Here is an 18,556-nt window from a genome sequence, read left to right on the forward strand (position 1 = left end):
CCCCATGATGGTCGCACGCCCGGCGCGGGCCGGTCATCCCCATTTCCGCGGGCCGGTCATCCCCGTTTTCCGCGGGCCGCCGGGCCGAGCGGCCGCTCCCCCGGTTCCCGGCCGCCGTCCGGGGCCTGCGGGCGGCTCACGTCGTACACCCCGGAGACCTTGAGCATCGCCCGCATCAGCCGCGGCAGGGCGGCCGGCTCGGGCAGTTCGACGGTGTAGGTGTGCCGGACCCGGGACTCCTGCGGCGGCTCGACCTCGGCCGAGACGATGCCGACGCCGGCGCCGGCTCCGGAGATCGCGGCGGTGAGGTCGGCGAGCAGCCGGGGCCGGTTCAGCGCCTCGGCCCGCAGGGTGACCCGGTGCCCGGTCGCCGGGGCGTCCTCCGGCCGCCAGCGGACCTCCAGCTCGGCCCGCCCGTCCGCGCGCATCCGCTCCCCCGCCGGGCAGCCGGTGCGGTGCACCGCGACCGCGCCGCCGCGGATCGGATAGCCGGCCACCTCGTCCGGCGGCACCGGGGTGCAGCAGCGCGCCAGCCGGACCGGCGCCCCGGGCCGTCCGGCCACCGCGACCGGGGCGGCCCGCCGCTCGGCGGTCGGGCGCCCGGGCGGGGCGGGCTGGCCGCCGGTCGGGCCGGTGCGGACCACCGGCTGCCGGGCCGGGTGGTCGGCCAGCCAGCGCTCGATGGCCAGCCGGGCGCCCGGGGTGCGGGCGTGCGCCAGCCACTCGGGGGCGGGGCCGGAGGGCTGGCCGCCGCCGGCCGGGGGGGATTCGGTGAGCACCGCGATCTGGTCGCCGTCCTCCAGCACGGTGGACAGGGCGGTGAGCCGCCCGTTGACCCGCACCCCGATACATCGGTGGCCGGTCTCCTCGCCGAGCAGGTAGGCCGCGTCCACGCAGGTGGCGCCGGCCCTCAGCTGAAGCGTTTCGCCGCTCTCCGTCACCACGGTGATCTCGCGGTCGCCGGCCAGGTCGGCGGTGAGCGCGGACCAGAAGGCGTCCGGGTCGGGCGTCTCCTGCTGCCACTCCAGCAGCCGGCTGAGCCAGCCCGGGCGGGCCGGGTCGGTACGGTCCAGCTCGTCGGCGTCCTGCACGGCTCCGGCCGGGGACGGGTCCCCGAGCGCGACCACCCCGGTCTCGGCCACCTCGTGCATCCGCCGGGTGCGGACCAGCACCTCGACCACCGCGCCGCCGCTGAGCGCCACGGCGGTGTGCAGCGACTGGTAGAGGTTGAACTTGGGCGCGGCCACGAAGTCCTTGAACTCCCCGGGCAGCGGCGTCCAGCAGGTGTGCAGCTCGCCGAGCACGGCGTAGCAGTCGGCGTTCTCCTCGACCACCACCAGCAGTCGCCCGAAGTCGGCCGGCCGCGGCCCCTGCGGCCGGCCGTCCGGCCCGGGCACGGCGGCCCGGCGGAGCAGCACCCGGTGCAGCGAGACGCAGTGCCGGGGGCGGACGGTCACCTCGGCGGTCACCCCGGCCTCGGCCAGCTGGCGGGCCAGCTGCCGGGCGAAGGGCTCCAGCAGGGTGTCCGGCTCGGCCTCGTGACCGGTCATCAGGGCGCGGGTGCGGGCGTGTTCCTCGGGGTGCAGGGTGGCGAAGACGATGTCCTCCAGCTCCGCCTTGAGCACCTGGATGCCGAGCCGCTCGGCCAGCGGGATCAGCACGTCCCGGGTGACCTTGGCGATCCGCACCTGGCTGGCCGGCTTCATGTGCCGGATGGTGCGCATGTTGTGCAGCCGGTCGGCCAGCTTGATCACCATCACCCGGACGTCGTCCCCGGTGGCGACCAGCATCTTGCGGAAGGTCTCGGCCTCGGCGGCGGCGCCGAAGTCGACCTTCTCCAGCTTCGTCACCCCGTCGACCAGGTAGGCGACTTCGGGCCCGAACCCGGCGCCCACCTGGTCCAGCGTCAACTCGGTGTCCTCGACCGTGTCGTGGAGCAGCGAGGCGACCAGGGTCGTCGTCCCGGCGCCGAGTTGGGCCAGGATCATGGTCACGGCCAGCGGGTGGGTGATGTACGGCTCGCCGCTCTTGCGCTTCTGGCCGCGGTGGCTGGCCTCGGCGAGCCGGTACGCCCGGGCGAGCAGGCCGAGGTCGGCCTGCGGGTGGTGCCGGCGGTGGACCTGGACGAGCGGCTCCAGGGCGTCCGGCACCGGCGGCCGGCCGGTGGCCAGCAACGCGGCCCGCCCGGCCCGGCCGAGAGCGGCCCGGCCGAGCTCCCCGAGGGGCCGCCTGGCCCCGGCCTGCCGTACGGTCGTCGGCTGCCCCGTCAGGGACTGCCCGGCTTCGATGGTCATCGGCACCTCCGGCAACGGTCGCCGGGCGCCGCCCCGTCCGAGGGGGTGATCTCGACACCCCTCCCCATGGGGTGATCGACCCGGTGGTCCATGCTACCGAGCAGAGCACGTTCCGCGACGCCCTGATTCCCGTCCGCGACCGGTATCACCCGATCGGGGGGATTCGTCACCACACGAATTGGGCAAACCGGGCCGCAGGCCTCAGCGCACCGACTCCCACCAGTGCCCGTCCAGCCGCCCCTCGGCCACGATCACCGCCGGCCCGGTCATCTCCACCCGGCCGTCCGGGTGCTCGGTGATGACCAGTCGCCCGCCCAGCACGTCCACGGTGTACGCGACCGACTCGCCGGTGACCGCCGGGTCGGCGCCGTCCCGGCGGATGGCCGCCACCGCCACCGCGCAGGCGCCGGTGCCGCAGGAGCGGGTCTCGCCCGAGCCGCGCTCGTGCACCCGCATCGCGACGTGCCGCGGCCCGCGGTCCACCACGAACTCGACGTTGACGCCCTCCGGGTAGGCGCTCGCGGGGCTGGTGAGCGGCGCGGCGAACAGGTCGCCGGCGTGGTCCAGGCTCTCCACGAAGGCCACCGCGTGCGGGTTGCCCATGTTGACGTTCAGGGCCGGCCAGCGCCGCTCGCCGACCGCGACCTCGATGCCGTCCGGCCCGGGCAGCCGGGCCCGGCCCATGTCGATGGTGACGTCGCCGGGCGTGCCGTCCTCGGCGGCCTCGGCGACCTTCGCGGTGAGCACCCCGGAGCGGGTGGCGACGGCCAGCTCGCCCGGCTCGGCCAGGCCGGCCTCGACCAGGAAGCGGGCGAAGACCCGCAGGCCGTTGCCGCACATCTCGGCGACGCTGCCGTCCGAGTTGCGGTAGTCCATGAACCACTCGGCCCGGTCGGCCATCGCCGCGGCCGCCGGGTCGGCGGCGGCGCGCACCACGCGCAGCAGCCCGTCCCCGCCGAGGCCGGCCCGCCGGTCGCACAGCGCGGCGACGGTCTCGGGACCGATCTCCAGCGCGCCGTCCGGGTCCGGGACGATGACGAAGTCGTTCTGGGTGCCGTGCCCCTTGAAGAAGGGGATGCCGCCCTGCTGGGGAGAGGATGCGCTCACCCCTCCGATGGTACTGAGCGGCGACCCGCCCGCTCGGGGCGGGAGGCTCCCGGAGCGGGAGGCACGGCGGAGGTGCTCCCGGCGGGCGGCGCTCAGCGCAGGTAGGCGACCCGCCAGACCGCGAGCGCGCAGGCGGCCAGCGCGATCAGGGTGTAGACCGCGATCGCCTTCCAGCCGGCCCGCTGCCCGGAACCCCGCCGCGGCAGCCCCGGCCACTTGTAGCCGGCGTGCCGGGCGGCCATCGCGCCCCAGCCCATCGAGGCGGCGGTGAACAGCAGCCCGAGCATCCCGACCATGGTGGCGCGCGCCCCGGCCGAGCCGAAGGCGAGCGGGAAGGCGAACATCAGCGAGCCGAGGGTGCCCAGCAGGGCGATCGGCAGCGTCTGCCACCAGCGCAGCCGGCGCAGCGGACGGATCTCCCGTTCGTGCACCGCGGCGTCGGGCGGCGTGCGGGTGTCCAGGGCGGGCACCGCGGCCGCGTAGGAGGTCGGCGCCTCCAGTCCGGTCAGCACGGGGAGGTCACCCATCGTCGACTCGTCGAACTCCTCGGCCGGCGCGGTGACACTTCCGCCCTGGCCGGATTCGGGGCCGGTACCCGTCGACACACGGCCTCCCCTGACAGTTCGACACGAGCGGACTCGCGGCCGGGCACGGTCGGCCCGTTTCGGCCGACCCCTACGGCATCGATGATGGCATGTCCAGAGAGGCGTTCCGGGCCTGACCGGGGTCGACGGGTGATCCGTGGCCATCACGTGATCGGGCCGTGACCGCCGGTTCGTCCTGCACGGTCGCCTGCGCGCGCAGGTGCACCGCCGGATTGGCCAAAAACCCGTCCTGTACGGCCGGAACCGCCTGACGGCCGATCAGTTCGAGGGATCGTTCCAGCAGCTCGACGGGGTCGGTTCCGGCCGGCCGGGAGAGCCATTCGATGCGGTCGTCGCGGCGGAACCAGGACTCCTGACGCCGGGCGAATCGCTTGGTCGCCCGGACGGTCTCGGCCCGGGCCTCGTCCTCGGTGCACTCCCCGGCGAAGTGGTCCAGCACCTGCTGGTAGCCGAGCGCCCGGGAGGCGGTCCTGCCCTCGCGCAGCCCGGCCCTCTCCAGCTCCCGCACCTCGTCCAGCAGTCCGTCCTCCCACATCCGGTCGACCCGCAGCGCGATCCGCTCGTCCAGCTCCGGGCGCGGCACGGCGACGCCGATCTGCACCGCCTCGTACACGGCTGTGTTGCTCGGCAGGTTGGCGGTGAACGGCTGCCCGGTGATCTCGATGACCTCCAGGGCGCGGACGATCCGCCGGCCGTTGCTGGTGAGGATCGCCTCGGCCGCCGCCGGGTCCAGCTCGGCCAGCCGCCCGTGCAGCGCGGACGGGCCGACCAGCTCCAGCTCGGCCTCCAGCCGGGCCCGCACCTCCGGGTCGGTGCCCGGGAACTCCATCTCGTCGATCGCCGCCCGGACGTACAGCCCGGAGCCGCCGACCAGGACGGGCGTGCGGCCGGCGGCGAGCAGCCGGTCGATCTCGGCCCGGGCCAGCCGCTGGTACTCGGCGACGCTGGCGGCCTCGGTGACGTCCCAGACGTCCAGCAGGTGGTGCGGCACTCCCCCGCGCTCGGCCGTGGTGAGCTTGGCGGTGCCGATGTCCATGCCCCGGTACAGCTGCATCGAGTCGGTGTTGATCACCTCGCCGTCGAGGCTGCGGGCGATGGCGACGGCCAGGTCGGACTTGCCGGCGGCGGTCGCGCCGACGACGCAGACCACACGGGGAGGGGCGACATGCGGGGTACGGGAGCTGCTCACCGTTCCAGTCTCCCAAAACCGCCGGGCCACCGGGGACCGGGCTGCCGCCCGCCCGCGACTGCGCGACGATATGACTGTTTACCGGACATTTTCCGGCCGTTTCCCCGGCTTGGGCCCGTTTTGCGAACGCTTTGCCCGGCCCGCTCGTTGTGCGGGGAACAGCGGATGAAGGAGATCGTCATGGGCCTGATGGACAACCTCAAGGGCAAGGCCGAGGAGCTCAAGGGCAAGGCCGGCGAGTTCGCGGGCAAGCACAGCGACCAGATCGAGAAGGCCGTGGACAAGGCCGGCGGGGCCATCGACAAGGCGACCAAGGGCAAGTACAGCGACAAGATCGAGCACGGCGCCGAGAAGGCCAAGGACGCGGTCGGCGACTTCGCCCAGAAGCCCAAGCCGGGCGACGAGGGGCAGCCCCCTCGGTCCTGACCCCGCAGTCCTGACCCCGCAGTCCTGACCCCGCGGTCCCGGTCCTGGCCGGTCCGGCGGCCCCGACCGGGAGCCCCGAGGGCCGGGAGTCCCGGTCCGGCGGCCCCGAGCGGCTAGGACCAGGACGCCACGACGTACCCGACCCCGTACGGCGCCTCCTGGTAGCCCAGCCGCCCGGTGAGGCCGGCGCCCTCCGCGGCGCCGGCCAGCACCTGCCAGGGCGCCCGGCCGTCGGCCTTGAGCTCGGCGGCCAGCCCCGGGTCCAGCGCGGCCAGGGCGGGCAGGTCGGCCGTGCCCAGGGCGGCGGCCAGGGCGGTGTCGAAGCCCTCGGCCCGCTCGTCCAGGTAGCCGGGCGCCTTCACCGAGCGGCAGGCACTGCCGTCGCCGAGCACCAGCAGGGCGACCCGCTCGGCCAGGCCGGCCAGGCCCTGGCCGAGGCCGAGCATCCGGTCGGCGGGGGCGTCGGCGGGCACCGCGCAGGCGTGCGTCGGCAGGGTCACCCCGGCGCGCTCCAGCAGCCAGGCGCCGACGGTCAGCGAGGGGGCCAGCTCCGGCCCCTCGACCCGGTCGCCGGGCAGCTTGGCGACCAGCGGCACCCCGTAGCGGCGGAAGGAGCCGGCCCCGCCCTCGGTCCAGACCTCGGCCGTCGGCCCGGTGCCGACCACCACGACCAGCTGCGGCCCGGCCGCGACCAGCGCCGCCAGCGCCTCGTCGCAGGCCGTGCGCAGGGCGTCCAGCTCGGGCGCGGCCCCGGCGGCGACCTCGGGGACGAGCAGCGGCGGACAGGGGCACACGGCGGCGGCTACCAGCATGTGGATCACTCTAGCCAAGAAGCCGGGCGGCCCGGCCGGAGCCGAAGCTCCCGCCGGGCCGCCCGGAACACCCGTGGGTCAGTCGCCGCAGCAGGCCCCGCCCGCCGGCGCGGCCAGCGGCAGCTCGGCCGGGGCGCCGATCTTCGGCAGCCCGAGCATCACTCCGGTCGGCTTGGCGGCGGGCGCGGCCTGGCGCTTCTCCCAGGCGTCGCCGGCACGGGTGCGGCGCACCGCGAGCGCCGGGCCCTCGGCGAGCAGGTGGTGCGGGGCGGCGTAGGTGATCTCGACGGTCACCACGTCGCCGGGGCGCACCGGCTCGTCCGGCTTCGTGAAGTGCACCAGCCGGTTGTCGGGGGCGCGTCCGGAGAGCCGCCGGGTCTGATCGTCCTTCTTGCCCTCGCCCTCGGCGACCAGGATGTCCAGGGTGCGGCCGACCTGCTTCTTGTTCTCCTCCCAGGAGATCTCCTCCTGGAGGGCGATCAGCCGGTCGTAGCGGGCCTGGACGACCTCCTTCGGCACCTGGTCCGCCATGTCCGCGGCGGGGGTGCCGGGGCGCTTGGAGTACTGGAAGGTGAAGGCGTTGGTGAAGCGGGCCTCGCGGACGGTGTGCATCGTCTCCTCGAAGTCCTCCTCCGTCTCGCCGGGGAAGCCCACGATGATGTCGGTGGAGATGGCCGCGTCCGGCATCGCCTCGCGGACCTTGCGGATGATCCCGAGGAAACGGTCCTGCCGGTACGAGCGGCGCATCGCCTTGAGGACGCGGTCCGAGCCGGACTGCAGCGGCATGTGCAGCTGGTGCATCACGCTCGGGGTCTCGGCCATCGCGGCGATCACGTCGTCGGTGAAGTCGCGGGGGTGCGGCGAGGTGAAGCGGATCCGCTCCAGGCCCTCGATCTGCCCGGCGGCGCGCAGCAGCTTGGAGAAGGCCTCGCGGTCGCCCAGGTCGGAGCCGTAGGCGTTGACGTTCTGGCCGAGCAGGGTCACCTCGATGACGCCCTCGTCCACCAGCGCCTCGATCTCGGCGAGGACGTCGCCGGGGCGGCGGTCCTCCTCCTTGCCGCGCAGCGCGGGGACGATGCAGAAGGTGCAGGTGTTGTTGCAGCCGACCGAGATGGCGACCCAGGCGGCGTACGCGGACTCGCGGCGGGTCGGCAGGGTGGAGGGGAAGGTCTCCAGCGACTCCAGGATCTCGACCTGGGCCCTGCGCTCGACCGCGGCCCGCTCCAGCAGCGCCGGCAGGTGGCCGATGTTGTGGGTGCCGAAGACCACGTCGACCCAGGGGGCACGCTTGACGATGCTCTCGCGGTCCTTCTGGGCCAGGCAGCCGCCGACGGCGATCTGCATGCCCTTGTGGCGGGTCTTGACCGGCGCGAGCTGGCCGAGGTTGCCGTACAGCTTGTTGTCGGCGTTCTCGCGCACCGCGCAGGTGTTGAACACCACCAGGTCCGGGTCGCCCTCGGGCCCGGCCTTGACGTACCCCGCGTCCTCCAGCAGGCCGGACAGCCGCTCGGAGTCGTGGACGTTCATCTGACAGCCGTGCGTGACGACCTTGTAGCTCTTCAATCCGCTCTCACCGCTCACCAGACCAGGGTACGGGCAGCGGCGAAGGGCTTTTCCCTGAGCTTCCACCACCCGTTCCACTCCCGTTCGGCCGGAGCGCCTGGCAGTATCCCTGCATGACCCCCACCACTGCGTCCCGTCTCGGCGCCGCCGTCCGCACCGCGGCCCGGAGCCCGCTGTGGCGCACGGTGCTGGTGGTGGTACTGCTGGTGGCCGGGTTCGGCGGCTGGTGGCTGTCGGCGGGCCGCTCGCCCGGGTACCCGCGCGGCGAGGTCCGCTTCGCCACCGGCGTGCAGCGCGGCGTCTACGACCGGTACGGGCAGCTGCTCCAGGCCCACGTCTCCCGGACCATGCCCGGGGTGCGGCTGGCCCTGGACAACTCCGAGGGCTCGATCGACAACCTCACCCGGGTGATCAGGGGCCGGGACGCCTTCGCGATAGCCACCGCCGACGCGGTCGCCGACTACCAGGGCCAGGGCAAGGAGAAGCTGCGGGCCATCGCCCGGCTGTACGACGACTACCTGCAGCTGATCGTCCCGGCCTCCTCCCCGGTGCGCCGCACCGCCGACCTCAAGGGCCTGCGGGTCGGCGTCGGCCTGCCGCAGTCGGGGGTGAACCTGGTGACCAAGCGGCTGCTGGGCGCGGCCGGCCTGGACCCGGACCACGACATCGTCCCGGTGCCGAAGGGGATCGGCGAGGCCGCCGACGACCTGCGCGCGGGCAGGCTGGACGCCTTCTTCTGGTCCGGCGGCCTGCCCACCAGCGCGCTCACCGACCTCTCCGACCACTTCCCGATCCGGGTCGTGCCGCTGAGCGACCTCGCCGAGGCCCTGCACAAGGCCGAGGGCGGCGGCACCGACGCCTACCGGGCGGCCACCATGCCCAAGGGGACGTACCCGAACGCCGAGCCCAAGGACGCCGTCGCCACGGTGGCCGTGCCCAACCTGCTGATCACCCTGGACGACGCGGACCCGCGCCTGGTCGAGGGCATGACCCGCGCGGTGATCGACAGCCGGGACCAGATCGGCGCCCAGGTGCACGCGGCCCAGCTGGTCGACCTGCGCACCGCTGTCTACACCGACCCGCTCCCGCTGCACACCGGCGCGGCCCGCTACTACCGCTCGGTGAAGCCGTAGCGCGCGGCCGCCGCCCGGTGGAGCCGTAGGCGCAGGGCGTGCCCCGGCGGCTACTTCTCCGGCCGGGGCACCGCCAGCGTCACCGCGAGCCCGGTCGGCCTGACCGGCGCGAAGCCGAGCGTGCCGCCGCCGGCCGCCAGCAGGGTGCGGGCGATGGACAGCCCGAGCCCCGAACCGTCCACGTTCTGGTGCCGCGTGCTGCGCCAGAACCGGTCCCCGGCCCGGGACAGCTCGTCCTCGGTGAGACCGGGCCCGGCGTCGGTGACGGTCACCGCGACCTCGTCCCGGCGCACCGTCACCCGCAGCCGCACCTCGCTGCCGGCCGGGCTGAACTTGAGCGCGTTGTCCACCACGGCGTCCAGGGCCGAGCCGAAGCCGATCGGGTCGGCCATCCCGATCGCCAGCGCCGGGCCGTCCCAGCGCAGCCCGATCCCGCGCTGCTCGGCCACCGGCCGCCAGGCGTCCACCCGGGACAGGGTGAGCTCGGCGAGGTCGGTGCGCTCCGGTTCGGGGCGGGCGTGCTCGGCGGTGGCCAGGCCGAGCAGGTCGTCCAGCACCCGGGCCAGCCGGGCGCCTTCCTCCCGTACGCCGCTGAGCTCCTCCTCGTGGCCCTCGGGCAGTTCCAGGCCGAGCAGCTCGACCCGCAGCAGCAGTGCCGACAGCGGGTTGCGCAGCTGGTGGGAGGCGTCCGCGACGAAGGCCTTCTGCTGGTCCATGGCGAGCACCACGTGGTCCGCCATCTCGTTGAAGGAGCGGGCCAGCCGCTGGAGTTCGGGCGGTCCGCCGCCCGGGGCGACCCGGGCGGCCATCCGGCCGGTGGCGATGTCGTGGGTGGCCCGGTCCAGGGTGCGCACCGGGCGCAGCACCCACTCGGTGAGCCGGACGGCGAGCAGCACGGCGACGATCATCGCGGCGGCCTCGCCCGTGCCGATCACCAGCCACTTGTGCACCACCCGGGTGCGCAGCGCCTGGGCCGGGGATTCGCTGAGCACCACCGCGACCACGTCGCCGTCGCGCACCACGGGCGCGGCGACGGTGATCGTCCGGTCCGGCGTCCACGGCCAGACCTGCGGCGGGTTGTGGCTGCGCCGCCCGTCCAGTGCCTCCTGGAAGGCCTGGGCGCCCCAGCCCCCGGAGGGCACCCGCCAGTCGTCCGGGGCGACGGCGAGCGGAACGCCGTCGCGCTGGAAGATGCCCAGGCGCACGCCGTACAGGTCGTGGTAGCGGCGGACCTCGGCCTCGATCGCGCGCTGCCGGCTGCCGTCGCCCGGGGCGGGTTCCGGGTCGCCCTTGCGGGCGGAGTCGGCGGCGCCGGAGGTGGGCAGGTCCTGGGCGAGGCGGGCGGCGTCGTCGAGCCGGTCGACGACCACCTTGGTCTGCTCGGCCGCCGCGACCGCCGCCGCGAGCGGCAGCCCCAGGGCGGCCAGGACGCAGAGCATGAGGGCGATCAGGATGCCGAGCAGGCGGGTGCGCACGTGCGGTCAGTGCTCCGCGGGGGCGCTCGGGGCCGGTTCGGCCGCGGCGGGCGTCGGGCAGTCGGGGATCAGCCGGTAGCCGACCCCGCGCACGGCCTCGACCAGGCCGGGCAGTGCCAGCTTGTTGCGCAGCGAGCCGATGTGCACCTCCAGGGTGCGCCCGTTGCCCTCCCAGCCGCTGCGCCAGACCTCGCTGAAGATCTGCTCGCGCCGGTAGACGACGCCGGGGCTCTGCGCGAGCAGTGCGAGCAGGTCGAACTCCTTGCGGGTGAGCGGCACGTCGCGGCCGTCCACGCTGACCCGGCGGCGCTCCCGGTCGATCCGGATGCCGCGGGACTCCAGCGGGCCGCGCTGCTGCGGCACGGTGTCGGGCGCGGGCGCCGCCACCGCGGCGGGGGCGGCGCCGCGGCGGGCCACGGCGTGGATGCGGGCGAGCAGCTCGCCCATGTCGTACGGCTTGGTGACGTAGTCGTCGGCGCCCAGGTTGAGGCCGTGGATCCGGGAGCGGACGTCGGCGCGGGCGGTGACCATGATCACCGGCACGCCGCTGCCGGCCCTGATCCGGCTGCACACCTCGAAGCCGTCGCGGTCGGGCAGTCCGAGGTCGAGCAGCACCACGCGGTACGGCTCGTTGCCGTCCGGCACCAGGGCGTCCAGCGCCTCGTGCCCGCTGCGGGCATGCCGGACCTGGAAGCCGTGCCGGCCCAGCACCGCGACCAGCGCGGCGGCCACGCGTTCGTCGTCCTCGACGAGCAGCAGTCGCATCCTGTCCTCCTCCTTCCCCCACGTGATCACCGATGATCACCGGGCCGATCGTTCAGGTCCCGGTCCTGCGCAGTATGGGCCAGTGAACGGCCCGGCGCCAGGTTCGACCGCGCACCGGGCCCGGGGGGAACGGGGAGCACCGGAGCGGATTCCCGCTGTGACATGCCCCGTCGGCGCCCGCGCGAACAGCGTGCGAGCGCCGTGTGGCCGTTTCGTGATCCTCAAGTTCCGCTCAGATCGGCTGACGGCGCGCGGTCATGGCTCCTAAGGTCGGCCCACCGGGGGCCGCGGCTCCGCCGGCCTCGGCCCCCGGATCCGTACCACCATTGCCTGTCAAGGGAGTTGAGACTTCTCGGACAGGCGTGATTCGACGACAGAGGGAGCAGGCGCGATGACCGAGAGCCCGGTCGAGGACTCCACCCCCGCAGCCGCCCCACTGGTCGTGCTGAGCAACGTCAACAAGCACTACGGTGCGCTGCACGTCCTGCAGGACATCGACCTCCGGATCGCCCAGGGCGAGGTGGTCGTACTGATCGGCCCGTCCGGCTCGGGCAAGTCGACGCTCTGCCGGACGATCAACCGGCTGGAGACGATCGACTCCGGCGCGATCACGATCGACGGCCGGCCGCTGCCCGACGAGGGCAAGGAACTGGCCCGGCTGCGCGCCGAGGTCGGCATGGTGTTCCAGAGCTTCAACCTGTTCGCGCACAAGACCGTGCTGGAGAACGTGGTCATCGGCCAGGTGAAGGTGCGCAAGGTGCCCCGCCCGCAGGCCGAGAAGACCGCCCGGGAGCTGCTGGAGCGGGTCGGCGTCGGCGCGCAGGCGGACAAGTTCCCGGCCCAGCTCTCCGGCGGCCAGCAGCAGCGCGTGGCGATCGCCCGCGCGCTGGCGATGAAGCCCAAGGTGATGCTCTTCGACGAGCCCACCTCGGCGCTGGACCCGGAGATGGTCAACGAGGTGCTGGAGGTCATGCGCCAGCTCGCCGCGGACGGCATGACGATGGTCGTGGTCACCCACGAGATGGGCTTCGCCCGCTCCGCCGCCAACCGGGTCCTGTTCATGGCCGACGGGAAGATCGTCGAGCAGAACACCCCGGACGCCTTCTTCACCGCGCCGCGCTCCGAGCGCGCCAAGGACTTCCTCTCGAAGATCCTCCACCACTGACGCTTCGAGACCGGCGGGACCGCCCCCGGCCGCAGTGCCGGCCCGCCCCGCCCGTGCACGCCTTCCAGACGCCAGAGCCCGGTTGACACCGCGGCCCAGCCCCAGGAGAACCCTCATGAGGACGTCCCGCACCCTCGCCGTCGCGCTCTGTGCCGTCGCGCTCACCGCCACCGCCGCCTGCGGCAAGGACGGCACCCCCGGCGCCACCGCCGCGAGCAGCGGCGCCGGCGCCCCGAAGCTGCCGAGCTACACGGTCAAGACCGACGTCAAGGTGGACTCCGCGATCCTCGCCGAGGCCAAGAAGCGCGGCCAGCTGATCATCGGCGCCAAGGCCGACCAGCCGAACCTCGGCTGGGAGGACGTCGCCAGCGGCGACCGCAGCGGCTTCGACATCGAGATCGCCAAGATGATCGCCGCCGACCTCGGCTTCACCCCGCAGCAGATCAAGTGGCAGACCCTGGTCTCCTCGCAGCGCGAGCCGGCCATCGCCAAGGGCCAGATCGACTTCTACGTCGGCACCTACAGCATCAACGACGAGCGCAAGAAGAGCGTCTCCTTCGCCGGCCCGTACTACATCGCCGGCCAGGACCTGCTGGTGAAGGCCGACAACACCACGATCACCGGCCCGGAGAGCACCGGCGGCAAGAACGTCTGCACCGCCACCGGCTCGACCTCGATCAAGAACATCCAGCAGTACAACCCGAAGGTCACCCAGTTCGACACCTACTCGGCCTGCGTCGAGAAGCTGATGTCCGGCGAGGTCGACGCGGTCACCACCGACGACGCGATCCTCAAGGGCTACGCCTCCAAGTACAGCCCCAAGCTCAAGGTGGTCGGCAAGCCGTTCACCAAGGAGAACTACGGCGTCGGCCTCAACAAGGACGACAAGGCGCTGCGCGACGCGATCAGCGACGCCCTCAAGGCCCACGAGGACAACGGCGACTGGAAGAAGGCCTACGACGCGACCCTGGGCGCCTCCGGCTCCCCGGCGCCGGACGTCCCGGCCCTCGAGCGCTACTGATCCGCCCGCCGTACGTCGACTCCCGACCATGAACTGAGAGGAGGGCCGCCGGATGGGGTTCCTGTTCGAGGACGACAACTTCGCGTTGTTCCGCGACGGCTTCCTACAGACGATCGAGGTGAGCGCGCTCAGCGCTCTTCTCGCCCTGCTGCTGGGCACCCTGCTGGCGGCCTTCCGGGTCTCCCCGGTGCCGGTCCTGCGCGCCTTCGGCACCACCTGGGTGACGCTCTTCCGCAACACCCCGCTGACCCTGCTGTTCTTCGCCGTCACCTTCGGCCTGCCGCCGCTGGGCGTGCACTTCAGCCACCTGGCGTTCGCGGTGCTGGCGCTCGGCGGGTACACCGCCTCGTTCGTCTGCGAGGTCATCCGCTCCGGCATCAACACCGTGCCGCTGGGCCAGGCGGAGGCCGCCCGCAGCCTGGGCATGACCTTCGGCCAGACCCTCACCCTGGTCGTCCTGCCGCAGGCCGCCCGGACCGTCCTGGGCCCGATGAGCAGCGTGTTCATCGCCCTGCCCAGGAACTCGGCGATCGCCGGCGCGTTCAGCGTCCCCGAGCTGTACAGCGCCCAGCAGACCTTCTCCGAGCGCGGCTACTCGATCTTCGCCATCTTCTTCTGGGTGGCCTGCGCCTACCTGCTGATCAGCGCCACGGTCGCCACGTTCTTCCGCTTCCTGGAATCCCGACTGGCGGTGGCCCGATGAGCATTCTGAACCGTCAGGCGTCGGCGAGTGTCCTCTATGACACCCCCGGCCCGAAGGCCCGTACCCGGTACCGCGCGTTCGGCGTCCTCTCGGTGCTCGGCATCGCCGGTCTCCTCTGGTACGTCTTCAACGCGCTGAACGACAACGGCCAGTTCGACGCCGGCCTCTGGGACGCCTTCCAGTACACCTTCGTCCAGCAGCGGATCGTGGACGGCCTGCTGTCCACCCTGGAGGCCTTCGGCCTGGCCGCGCTGTTCTCGCTCACCCTGGGCGCGCTGCTGGCGGCCGGTCAGCTCTCCGACCACCGGCCGGTCCGCTGGTTCTGCACGGCCTTCACCCAGTTCTTCCGGGCGATGCCGCTGCTGATCCTGATCGTCGGGCTCTACTACGCCTTCTTCGCCCAGCAGCCGATGTGGGCGCTGGTGCTCGGTCTCACCCTCTACAACGGGGCGGTCCAGGCCGAGATCATCCGCAGTGGCGTCAACGCCGTCCCGCGCGGCCAGGGCGAGGCGGCGTACGGGCTCGGTATGCGCAAGACCCAGGTGATGATGTCGATCCTGGTGCCGCAGGCCGTCCGCTCGATGCTGCCCACGATGATCGGCCAGCTGGTCGTCACCCTCAAGGACACCTCACTCGGCTTCGTCATCACGTACCACGAGCTGCTGTTCGTCGGTAAGGCGATCGCCAGCCAGCCGATCAACGCCGCGGGCTTCCCCTACATCCCCGTGGTGCTCGTGATCGGCCCGATCTACATCGTGATGTGCCTTCTGTTGACCGCGCTCGCACGCTGGATCGAAGCACGTGGCCGTCGCGGCGCGAACCGGCGCACTTCAGCTTCTGCTTGACGGACACGCAGGTGAACTGTTGCATTGCTCTTCGTGACACCTCCCGGGAGCATCCACGCGGCATATGCGGCAGCGGTAACTGACGCCGGCCGATCGGCCGGTTCGCGCCCGGAGGTTCCCTCATGGACCCGGTGATCGTGGTCGGGGCCGGACCGGTCGGTCTGGCCCTGGCCCTCGCCCTGGCCCGGCACGAGGTACCCACCATCGTCCTGGACGAGGGCTCCGGGCTCTGTCCCGAAGGTCCGCGCAGCCTCGTGCTCGGCGCCGACACCGCCGCCTTCCTGACCCGGATCGGCTACCCGCGGGCCGCCTCGGACTCCGCGCTGTGGGACTCCTTCGCCGTCTGGCGCCGCCGCCAGGAGGTGCTGCGGATCGACCTCACCGATTCGCCCACCTACCACCTGCCCCAGCACCGCCTCCAGCGCGGGCTGCGCGACGCCCTCACCGGCACCCCGCTGATCAGGCTGGTCCCGCTCAACCGGGTCGTCGAACTCGAACAGGACCGGGACGGCGTCAGCATCCGCACCATGGGCACCCAGGACGGCTCCACCACCTGGTGGCGCGGCAGCCACCTGGTCGGCTGCGACGGCGCCAGATCCACCGTCCGCAAGCTCCTGAAGATCCGTTTCCCCGGCCGCCCCGCGGTCGACCGCAACGCCATCGCCACCGTCCGGGTCGACCTGCCCTTCGACGGCGCCCGACTGCACCGCGAGCCCCCGTGGCGGGGCGACCGCGAGGCCTCCGCCCGTCCGCTGCCGGACGGCGTCTGGCGGCTCGACTGGCGACTGCCCCCCGGCCGGCCCGCCGCCACCGAGACGGTCGACCCGCACGCCACCTGGCCCGGCATCGTCACCGGCGACACCCTGCTCACCCGGGTCACCTCCACCCTCACCGGCTGGTGCGGCGAGTTGCCCCGCTTCGAACTGCTGGCCGCCGCCGACCACACCGCCCAGCAGCGGCTCGCCGCCCGCTTCCGGATCGGCCGCTGCTTCCTGGCCGGCGACGCCGCCCACCTGCACGGCGCCCTCGGCATGCAGAACCTCCCGGACGGGCTGCGCGACGCCGACAACCTCGCCTGGCGGCTGGCCCTCGCCTGGCACCTCCACTCCGGCGGCCCGCAGCCCGGCGGATCGCTGCTGGACGGCTACGAGGCCGAGCGGCGCGGGGCGGTCGGTGCCCGGCTGCGCGCGGTCGACCAGTCCATGCCGCTGCTGCGCCCGCTGCGCGGCTGGCAGCAGACCCGGCGCTCGCTGCTGGTCGGCGGCTTCCGCAAGCACGCCCCGCTGCTCGCCGACGGCCAGCTCGGCACCGGCCGGTTCGGCGGCGCGCCCGCCTACCCGGCGGCGCCCTCCGGCGTCCCCGGCCGGGTCCCGCTGCAGCGCGGCGCGCGCGGCGCCACCTCGCTCAGCGAGCTGCTGCCCGCCACCGCCCCCGGGGTGCTCGTCCCGGACCTGCCGGTGCTCGCCGACGACGGCACCCCCGACCACCTGCACGCCCGGCTCGGCACCACCTTCCTGCTGCTGCTGGTCGCCCCCGGCACCGCCGTCTGGTCCTCCGAGCACTGGCTCGGCGCCGGCCTGATGCCCCGCCTCGCCGAGGTCGCCGCCGCCCTGCCCGTCCCCGCCGAGGTGCTGGTCACCGAGGACTACCCGGGCGCCGGCCCGCACACCGTCCTGCTGATCCGCCCGGACGGCCACCTCGTCGGCGTCACCCAGGGTGCCGTCGCCGAGGACCTCCTCGCCCTCGCCGACCGCGCCCGCGGCGGCCCGGCCACGCTCACCCCGACCCCCGACCCGGCCGAGCAGCCCGCGCCCCGCGAGGTGGACTCCCCGAGCCAGGGCGTGTCCTGACGGGTCCTGGCGGATCATGGCGGGACGGCCCGGCAGGTCCTGGCGTGTCCTGACGGGTCCTGGCGGGTCTGGCAGGTCTCCTGGCGGGGCGTCCTAGCCGGCCACCGCCGTGGCCCGGCTCTCCCGGACCACCGTCACCCGGATCCGGCCCGGGTAGGTCAGCTCGGTGGAGAACTGGCGGGCGACCTCACGGGCGATCAGCTCCGCGCCCAGGTCGTCCACCGCGTCCGGGCGGACCATCACCCGGACCTCGCGGCCGGCCTGCATCGCGTACACCTCGGCCACGCCCTGGTGCGAGCGCGCGATCTCCTCCAGCCGCGCCAGCCGCCGCACGTACAGCTCCAGCGACTCCTTGCGCGCGCCCGGCCGACCGCCCGAGCAGCCGTCCGCGGCCTGGGTCAGCACGGCCGTCACCGTCCGGGGATCGACCTCGTTGTGGTGGGCGGCGATCGCGTGCACCACCTCGGGGGACTCGCCGTACCGCCGGGCGAGCTCCGCGCCCACCGCCGCGTGGCTGCCCTCCGACTCATGGGTGAGCGCCTTGCCGATGTCGTGCAGCAGCGCCGCGCGCCGCACCGGCTCCGGGTCCACCCCGAGCTCGGCGGCCATCATCCCGGCCAGGTGCGCGGACTCCAGCAGGTGCCCGAGCACGTTCTGCCCGTACGACGCCCGGTAGCGCAACGAACCCAGGGTGCGGACGAGTTCGGGGTGCATCGCGCCGACCCGGGCGTCCAGCAGGGCGTCCTCGCCGGCCCGGACGCAGCGCTGCCCGACCTCCTCGCGGCTGCGCTCGTGCAGGTGCTCTATCCGGGTCGGGTGGATCCGGCCGTCCTCGACCAGCTGCTCCAGGGTGAGCCGGGCGGTCTCCCGGCGGACCGGGTCGAAGCAGGACAGCTGCACCGACTCCGGGGTGTCGTCGACGATCAGGTTCACGCCGGTGACCGCCTCGAAGGCCCGGATGTTGCGGCCCTCCCGACCGATGATCCGGCCCTTGATGTCCTCGTTCGGCAGCGGCAGGACGGTGACGGCGCTCTCCAGCGTCTGCTCCGTCGCCAGCCGCTGGATCGCCCCGGCGACGATGTCCCGGGCCCGGCGCTCGCCCTCCTCCTTGGCCTCGCGCTCGATCTCCCGGACGGTGACCGCGGCCTCCCGCCGGACCGACTCCTCGGCCTCCCGCAGGAGTTCGGCGCGGGCCTGCTCGGCGGAGAGCCCGGCGGCCCGCTCCAGCGCCGCCACCCGGCGGGCGACCAGCGCCTCGGACTCGCTCCGGGACCGCTCCAACTCGGTCGAGCGCTCCACCAGTTCGTCCTCGCGGCGGCGCAGCCTGCGCAGCTCCTCGGCCATGTCCTGCTCGCGCCGGGCGAGTTCGGCCCGCTGCCCGGCGCTCTGCTCCTCGGCCCGCCGACGGGTCTGCTCGGCCTCGGCCAGCGCGCTGTGCCGGGCCGCCCGGAGCCGCCTGACCACCAGCCCGGCGGCCACCGCGAACACCAGCAGCAGGAACGCGGCCGATCCGGCGACCGCCACCAGCGAGCCGCCCGGGTCGGTGCCCGCCGAGATCCCCATGTGCCGCCCACTCCCCCGTCGCCGCGCGGGCCGCCGTACG

15 protein-coding genes and 1 pseudogene are annotated in these 18,556 nt (G+C 73.8%); 7 read left to right on the top strand and 9 right to left on the bottom strand.

The genetic code is table 11. The annotated features are described in order from the left end of the window. Positions 1 to 56: 56 nt before the first annotated feature. The 4 genes and pseudogenes from ACFVUY_RS33915 to miaA form a co-directional block, all read right to left on the bottom strand. Positions 57 to 2,294: a RelA/SpoT family protein gene (locus tag ACFVUY_RS33915; RefSeq protein WP_387694076.1), complete on the bottom strand. Its 2,238-nt coding sequence runs from the start codon at positions 2,292 to 2,294 to the stop codon at positions 57 to 59. Positions 2,295 to 2,495: 201 nt separating this feature from the next. Then, positions 2,496 to 3,401 (bottom strand): diaminopimelate epimerase, encoded by a 906-nt coding sequence (gene dapF / locus ACFVUY_RS33920; RefSeq protein WP_387736148.1) that lies wholly within the window; start codon positions 3,399 to 3,401, stop codon positions 2,496 to 2,498. A 92-nt stretch (positions 3,402 to 3,493) separates the two neighbouring features. Then, positions 3,494 to 4,006, bottom strand: a complete 513-nt coding sequence (locus ACFVUY_RS33925; protein ID WP_387694074.1) for a hypothetical protein — start codon at positions 4,004 to 4,006, stop codon at positions 3,494 to 3,496. A gap of 250 nt (positions 4,007 to 4,256) precedes the next feature. Further along, positions 4,257 to 5,195: pseudogene (gene miaA, locus ACFVUY_RS33930) on the bottom strand (tRNA (adenosine(37)-N6)-dimethylallyltransferase MiaA); the annotation flags it as partial. A 165-nt stretch (positions 5,196 to 5,360) separates the two neighbouring features. On the opposite strand from miaA, the gene ACFVUY_RS33935 reads away from it, so the two are divergent. Continuing rightward, positions 5,361 to 5,621, top strand: coding sequence for an antitoxin (locus ACFVUY_RS33935; protein ID WP_359907083.1), 261 nt, complete (start codon positions 5,361 to 5,363; stop codon positions 5,619 to 5,621). Between the two features lie 113 nt (positions 5,622 to 5,734). On the opposite strand, the gene ACFVUY_RS33940 is transcribed toward ACFVUY_RS33935, so the two are convergent. After that, a complete protein-coding gene (locus tag ACFVUY_RS33940; protein WP_387694073.1) occupies positions 5,735 to 6,433 on the bottom strand; it encodes a class III extradiol dioxygenase subunit B-like domain-containing protein in 699 nt (232 codons plus the stop codon). 78 nt (positions 6,434 to 6,511) lie between these two features. Continuing rightward, positions 6,512 to 8,014, bottom strand: coding sequence for a tRNA (N6-isopentenyl adenosine(37)-C2)-methylthiotransferase MiaB (gene miaB / locus ACFVUY_RS33945; protein ID WP_387736150.1), 1,503 nt, complete (start codon positions 8,012 to 8,014; stop codon positions 6,512 to 6,514). Positions 8,015 to 8,109: 95 nt separating this feature from the next. Between miaB and ACFVUY_RS33950 the strand changes: the two genes are divergently transcribed. Then, the gene (locus ACFVUY_RS33950; RefSeq protein ID WP_359907091.1) at positions 8,110 to 9,129 is read left to right on the top strand and encodes a TAXI family TRAP transporter solute-binding subunit; all 1,020 of its coding nucleotides are present in this window, start codon (positions 8,110 to 8,112) and stop codon (positions 9,127 to 9,129) included. Between the two features lie 50 nt (positions 9,130 to 9,179). Here ACFVUY_RS33950 and ACFVUY_RS33955 read toward each other — a convergent pair whose 3' ends face one another. Together ACFVUY_RS33955 and ACFVUY_RS33960 are read right to left on the bottom strand one after the other, a co-directional pair. Beyond that, a complete protein-coding gene (locus ACFVUY_RS33955) occupies positions 9,180 to 10,604 on the bottom strand; it encodes a sensor histidine kinase (RefSeq protein ID WP_387694071.1) in 1,425 nt (474 codons plus the stop codon). Positions 10,605 to 10,610: 6 nt separating this feature from the next. Beyond that, on the bottom strand, positions 10,611 to 11,369 hold the full coding sequence (locus ACFVUY_RS33960) for a response regulator transcription factor (RefSeq protein ID WP_387736152.1): 759 nt from the start codon (positions 11,367 to 11,369) through the stop codon (positions 10,611 to 10,613). 391 nt (positions 11,370 to 11,760) lie between these two features. On the opposite strand from ACFVUY_RS33960, the gene ACFVUY_RS33965 reads away from it, so the two are divergent. The 5 genes from ACFVUY_RS33965 to ACFVUY_RS33985 all read left to right on the top strand — a co-directional run bounded on the left by ACFVUY_RS33965 (position 11,761) and on the right by ACFVUY_RS33985 (position 16,953). After that, entirely contained in the window at positions 11,761 to 12,534 is a 774-nt protein-coding gene (locus ACFVUY_RS33965) for an amino acid ABC transporter ATP-binding protein (protein WP_359907100.1), read from the top strand. Between the two features lie 115 nt (positions 12,535 to 12,649). Then, positions 12,650 to 13,555 (top strand): glutamate ABC transporter substrate-binding protein, encoded by a 906-nt coding sequence (locus tag ACFVUY_RS33970; protein ID WP_387694069.1) that lies wholly within the window; start codon positions 12,650 to 12,652, stop codon positions 13,553 to 13,555. Positions 13,556 to 13,607: 52 nt separating this feature from the next. Next, complete coding sequence (locus tag ACFVUY_RS33975) at positions 13,608 to 14,258, top strand: amino acid ABC transporter permease (RefSeq protein WP_387694068.1); 651 nt, start codon at positions 13,608 to 13,610, stop codon at positions 14,256 to 14,258. After that, entirely contained in the window at positions 14,255 to 15,103 is an 849-nt protein-coding gene (locus ACFVUY_RS33980; RefSeq protein ID WP_387736154.1) for an amino acid ABC transporter permease, read from the top strand. Before ACFVUY_RS33975 ends, ACFVUY_RS33980 begins: the two co-directional genes overlap by 4 nt. 122 nt (positions 15,104 to 15,225) lie before the next feature. Beyond that, a complete protein-coding gene (locus ACFVUY_RS33985; protein ID WP_387736156.1) occupies positions 15,226 to 16,953 on the top strand; it encodes an FAD-dependent monooxygenase in 1,728 nt (575 codons plus the stop codon). Between the two features lie 93 nt (positions 16,954 to 17,046). On the opposite strand, the gene rny is transcribed toward ACFVUY_RS33985, so the two are convergent. Continuing rightward, a complete protein-coding gene (gene rny / locus ACFVUY_RS33990; RefSeq protein ID WP_387736158.1) occupies positions 17,047 to 18,516 on the bottom strand; it encodes a ribonuclease Y in 1,470 nt (489 codons plus the stop codon). Positions 18,517 to 18,556 lie beyond the last annotated feature (40 nt).

Origin of the sequence: Kitasatospora sp. NPDC058063, from assembly GCF_042885395.1 — a bacterium.
GTDB classification, from domain to species: Bacteria; Actinomycetota; Actinomycetes; order Streptomycetales; family Streptomycetaceae; genus Kitasatospora; species Kitasatospora lactacystinica.

Coding starts and splice junctions, on each gene's coding strand:
- rny (WP_387736158.1), bottom strand. CDS start 18,516: ATGGGGATCTCGGCGGGCACCGACCCGGGCGGCTCGCTGGTGGCGGTC.
- ACFVUY_RS33975 (WP_387694068.1), top strand. CDS start 13,608: ATGGGGTTCCTGTTCGAGGACGACAACTTCGCGTTGTTCCGCGACGGC.
- ACFVUY_RS33950 (WP_359907091.1), top strand. CDS start 8,110: ATGACCCCCACCACTGCGTCCCGTCTCGGCGCCGCCGTCCGCACCGCG.
- ACFVUY_RS33940 (WP_387694073.1), bottom strand. CDS start 6,433: ATGCTGGTAGCCGCCGCCGTGTGCCCCTGTCCGCCGCTGCTCGTCCCC.
- ACFVUY_RS33965 (WP_359907100.1), top strand. CDS start 11,761: ATGACCGAGAGCCCGGTCGAGGACTCCACCCCCGCAGCCGCCCCACTG.
- ACFVUY_RS33985 (WP_387736156.1), top strand. CDS start 15,226: ATGGACCCGGTGATCGTGGTCGGGGCCGGACCGGTCGGTCTGGCCCTG.
- ACFVUY_RS33960 (WP_387736152.1), bottom strand. CDS start 11,369: ATGCGACTGCTGCTCGTCGAGGACGACGAACGCGTGGCCGCCGCGCTG.
- ACFVUY_RS33935 (WP_359907083.1), top strand. CDS start 5,361: ATGAAGGAGATCGTCATGGGCCTGATGGACAACCTCAAGGGCAAGGCC.
- ACFVUY_RS33980 (WP_387736154.1), top strand. CDS start 14,255: ATGAGCATTCTGAACCGTCAGGCGTCGGCGAGTGTCCTCTATGACACC.
- ACFVUY_RS33970 (WP_387694069.1), top strand. CDS start 12,650: ATGAGGACGTCCCGCACCCTCGCCGTCGCGCTCTGTGCCGTCGCGCTC.
- ACFVUY_RS33915 (WP_387694076.1), bottom strand. CDS start 2,294: ATGACCATCGAAGCCGGGCAGTCCCTGACGGGGCAGCCGACGACCGTA.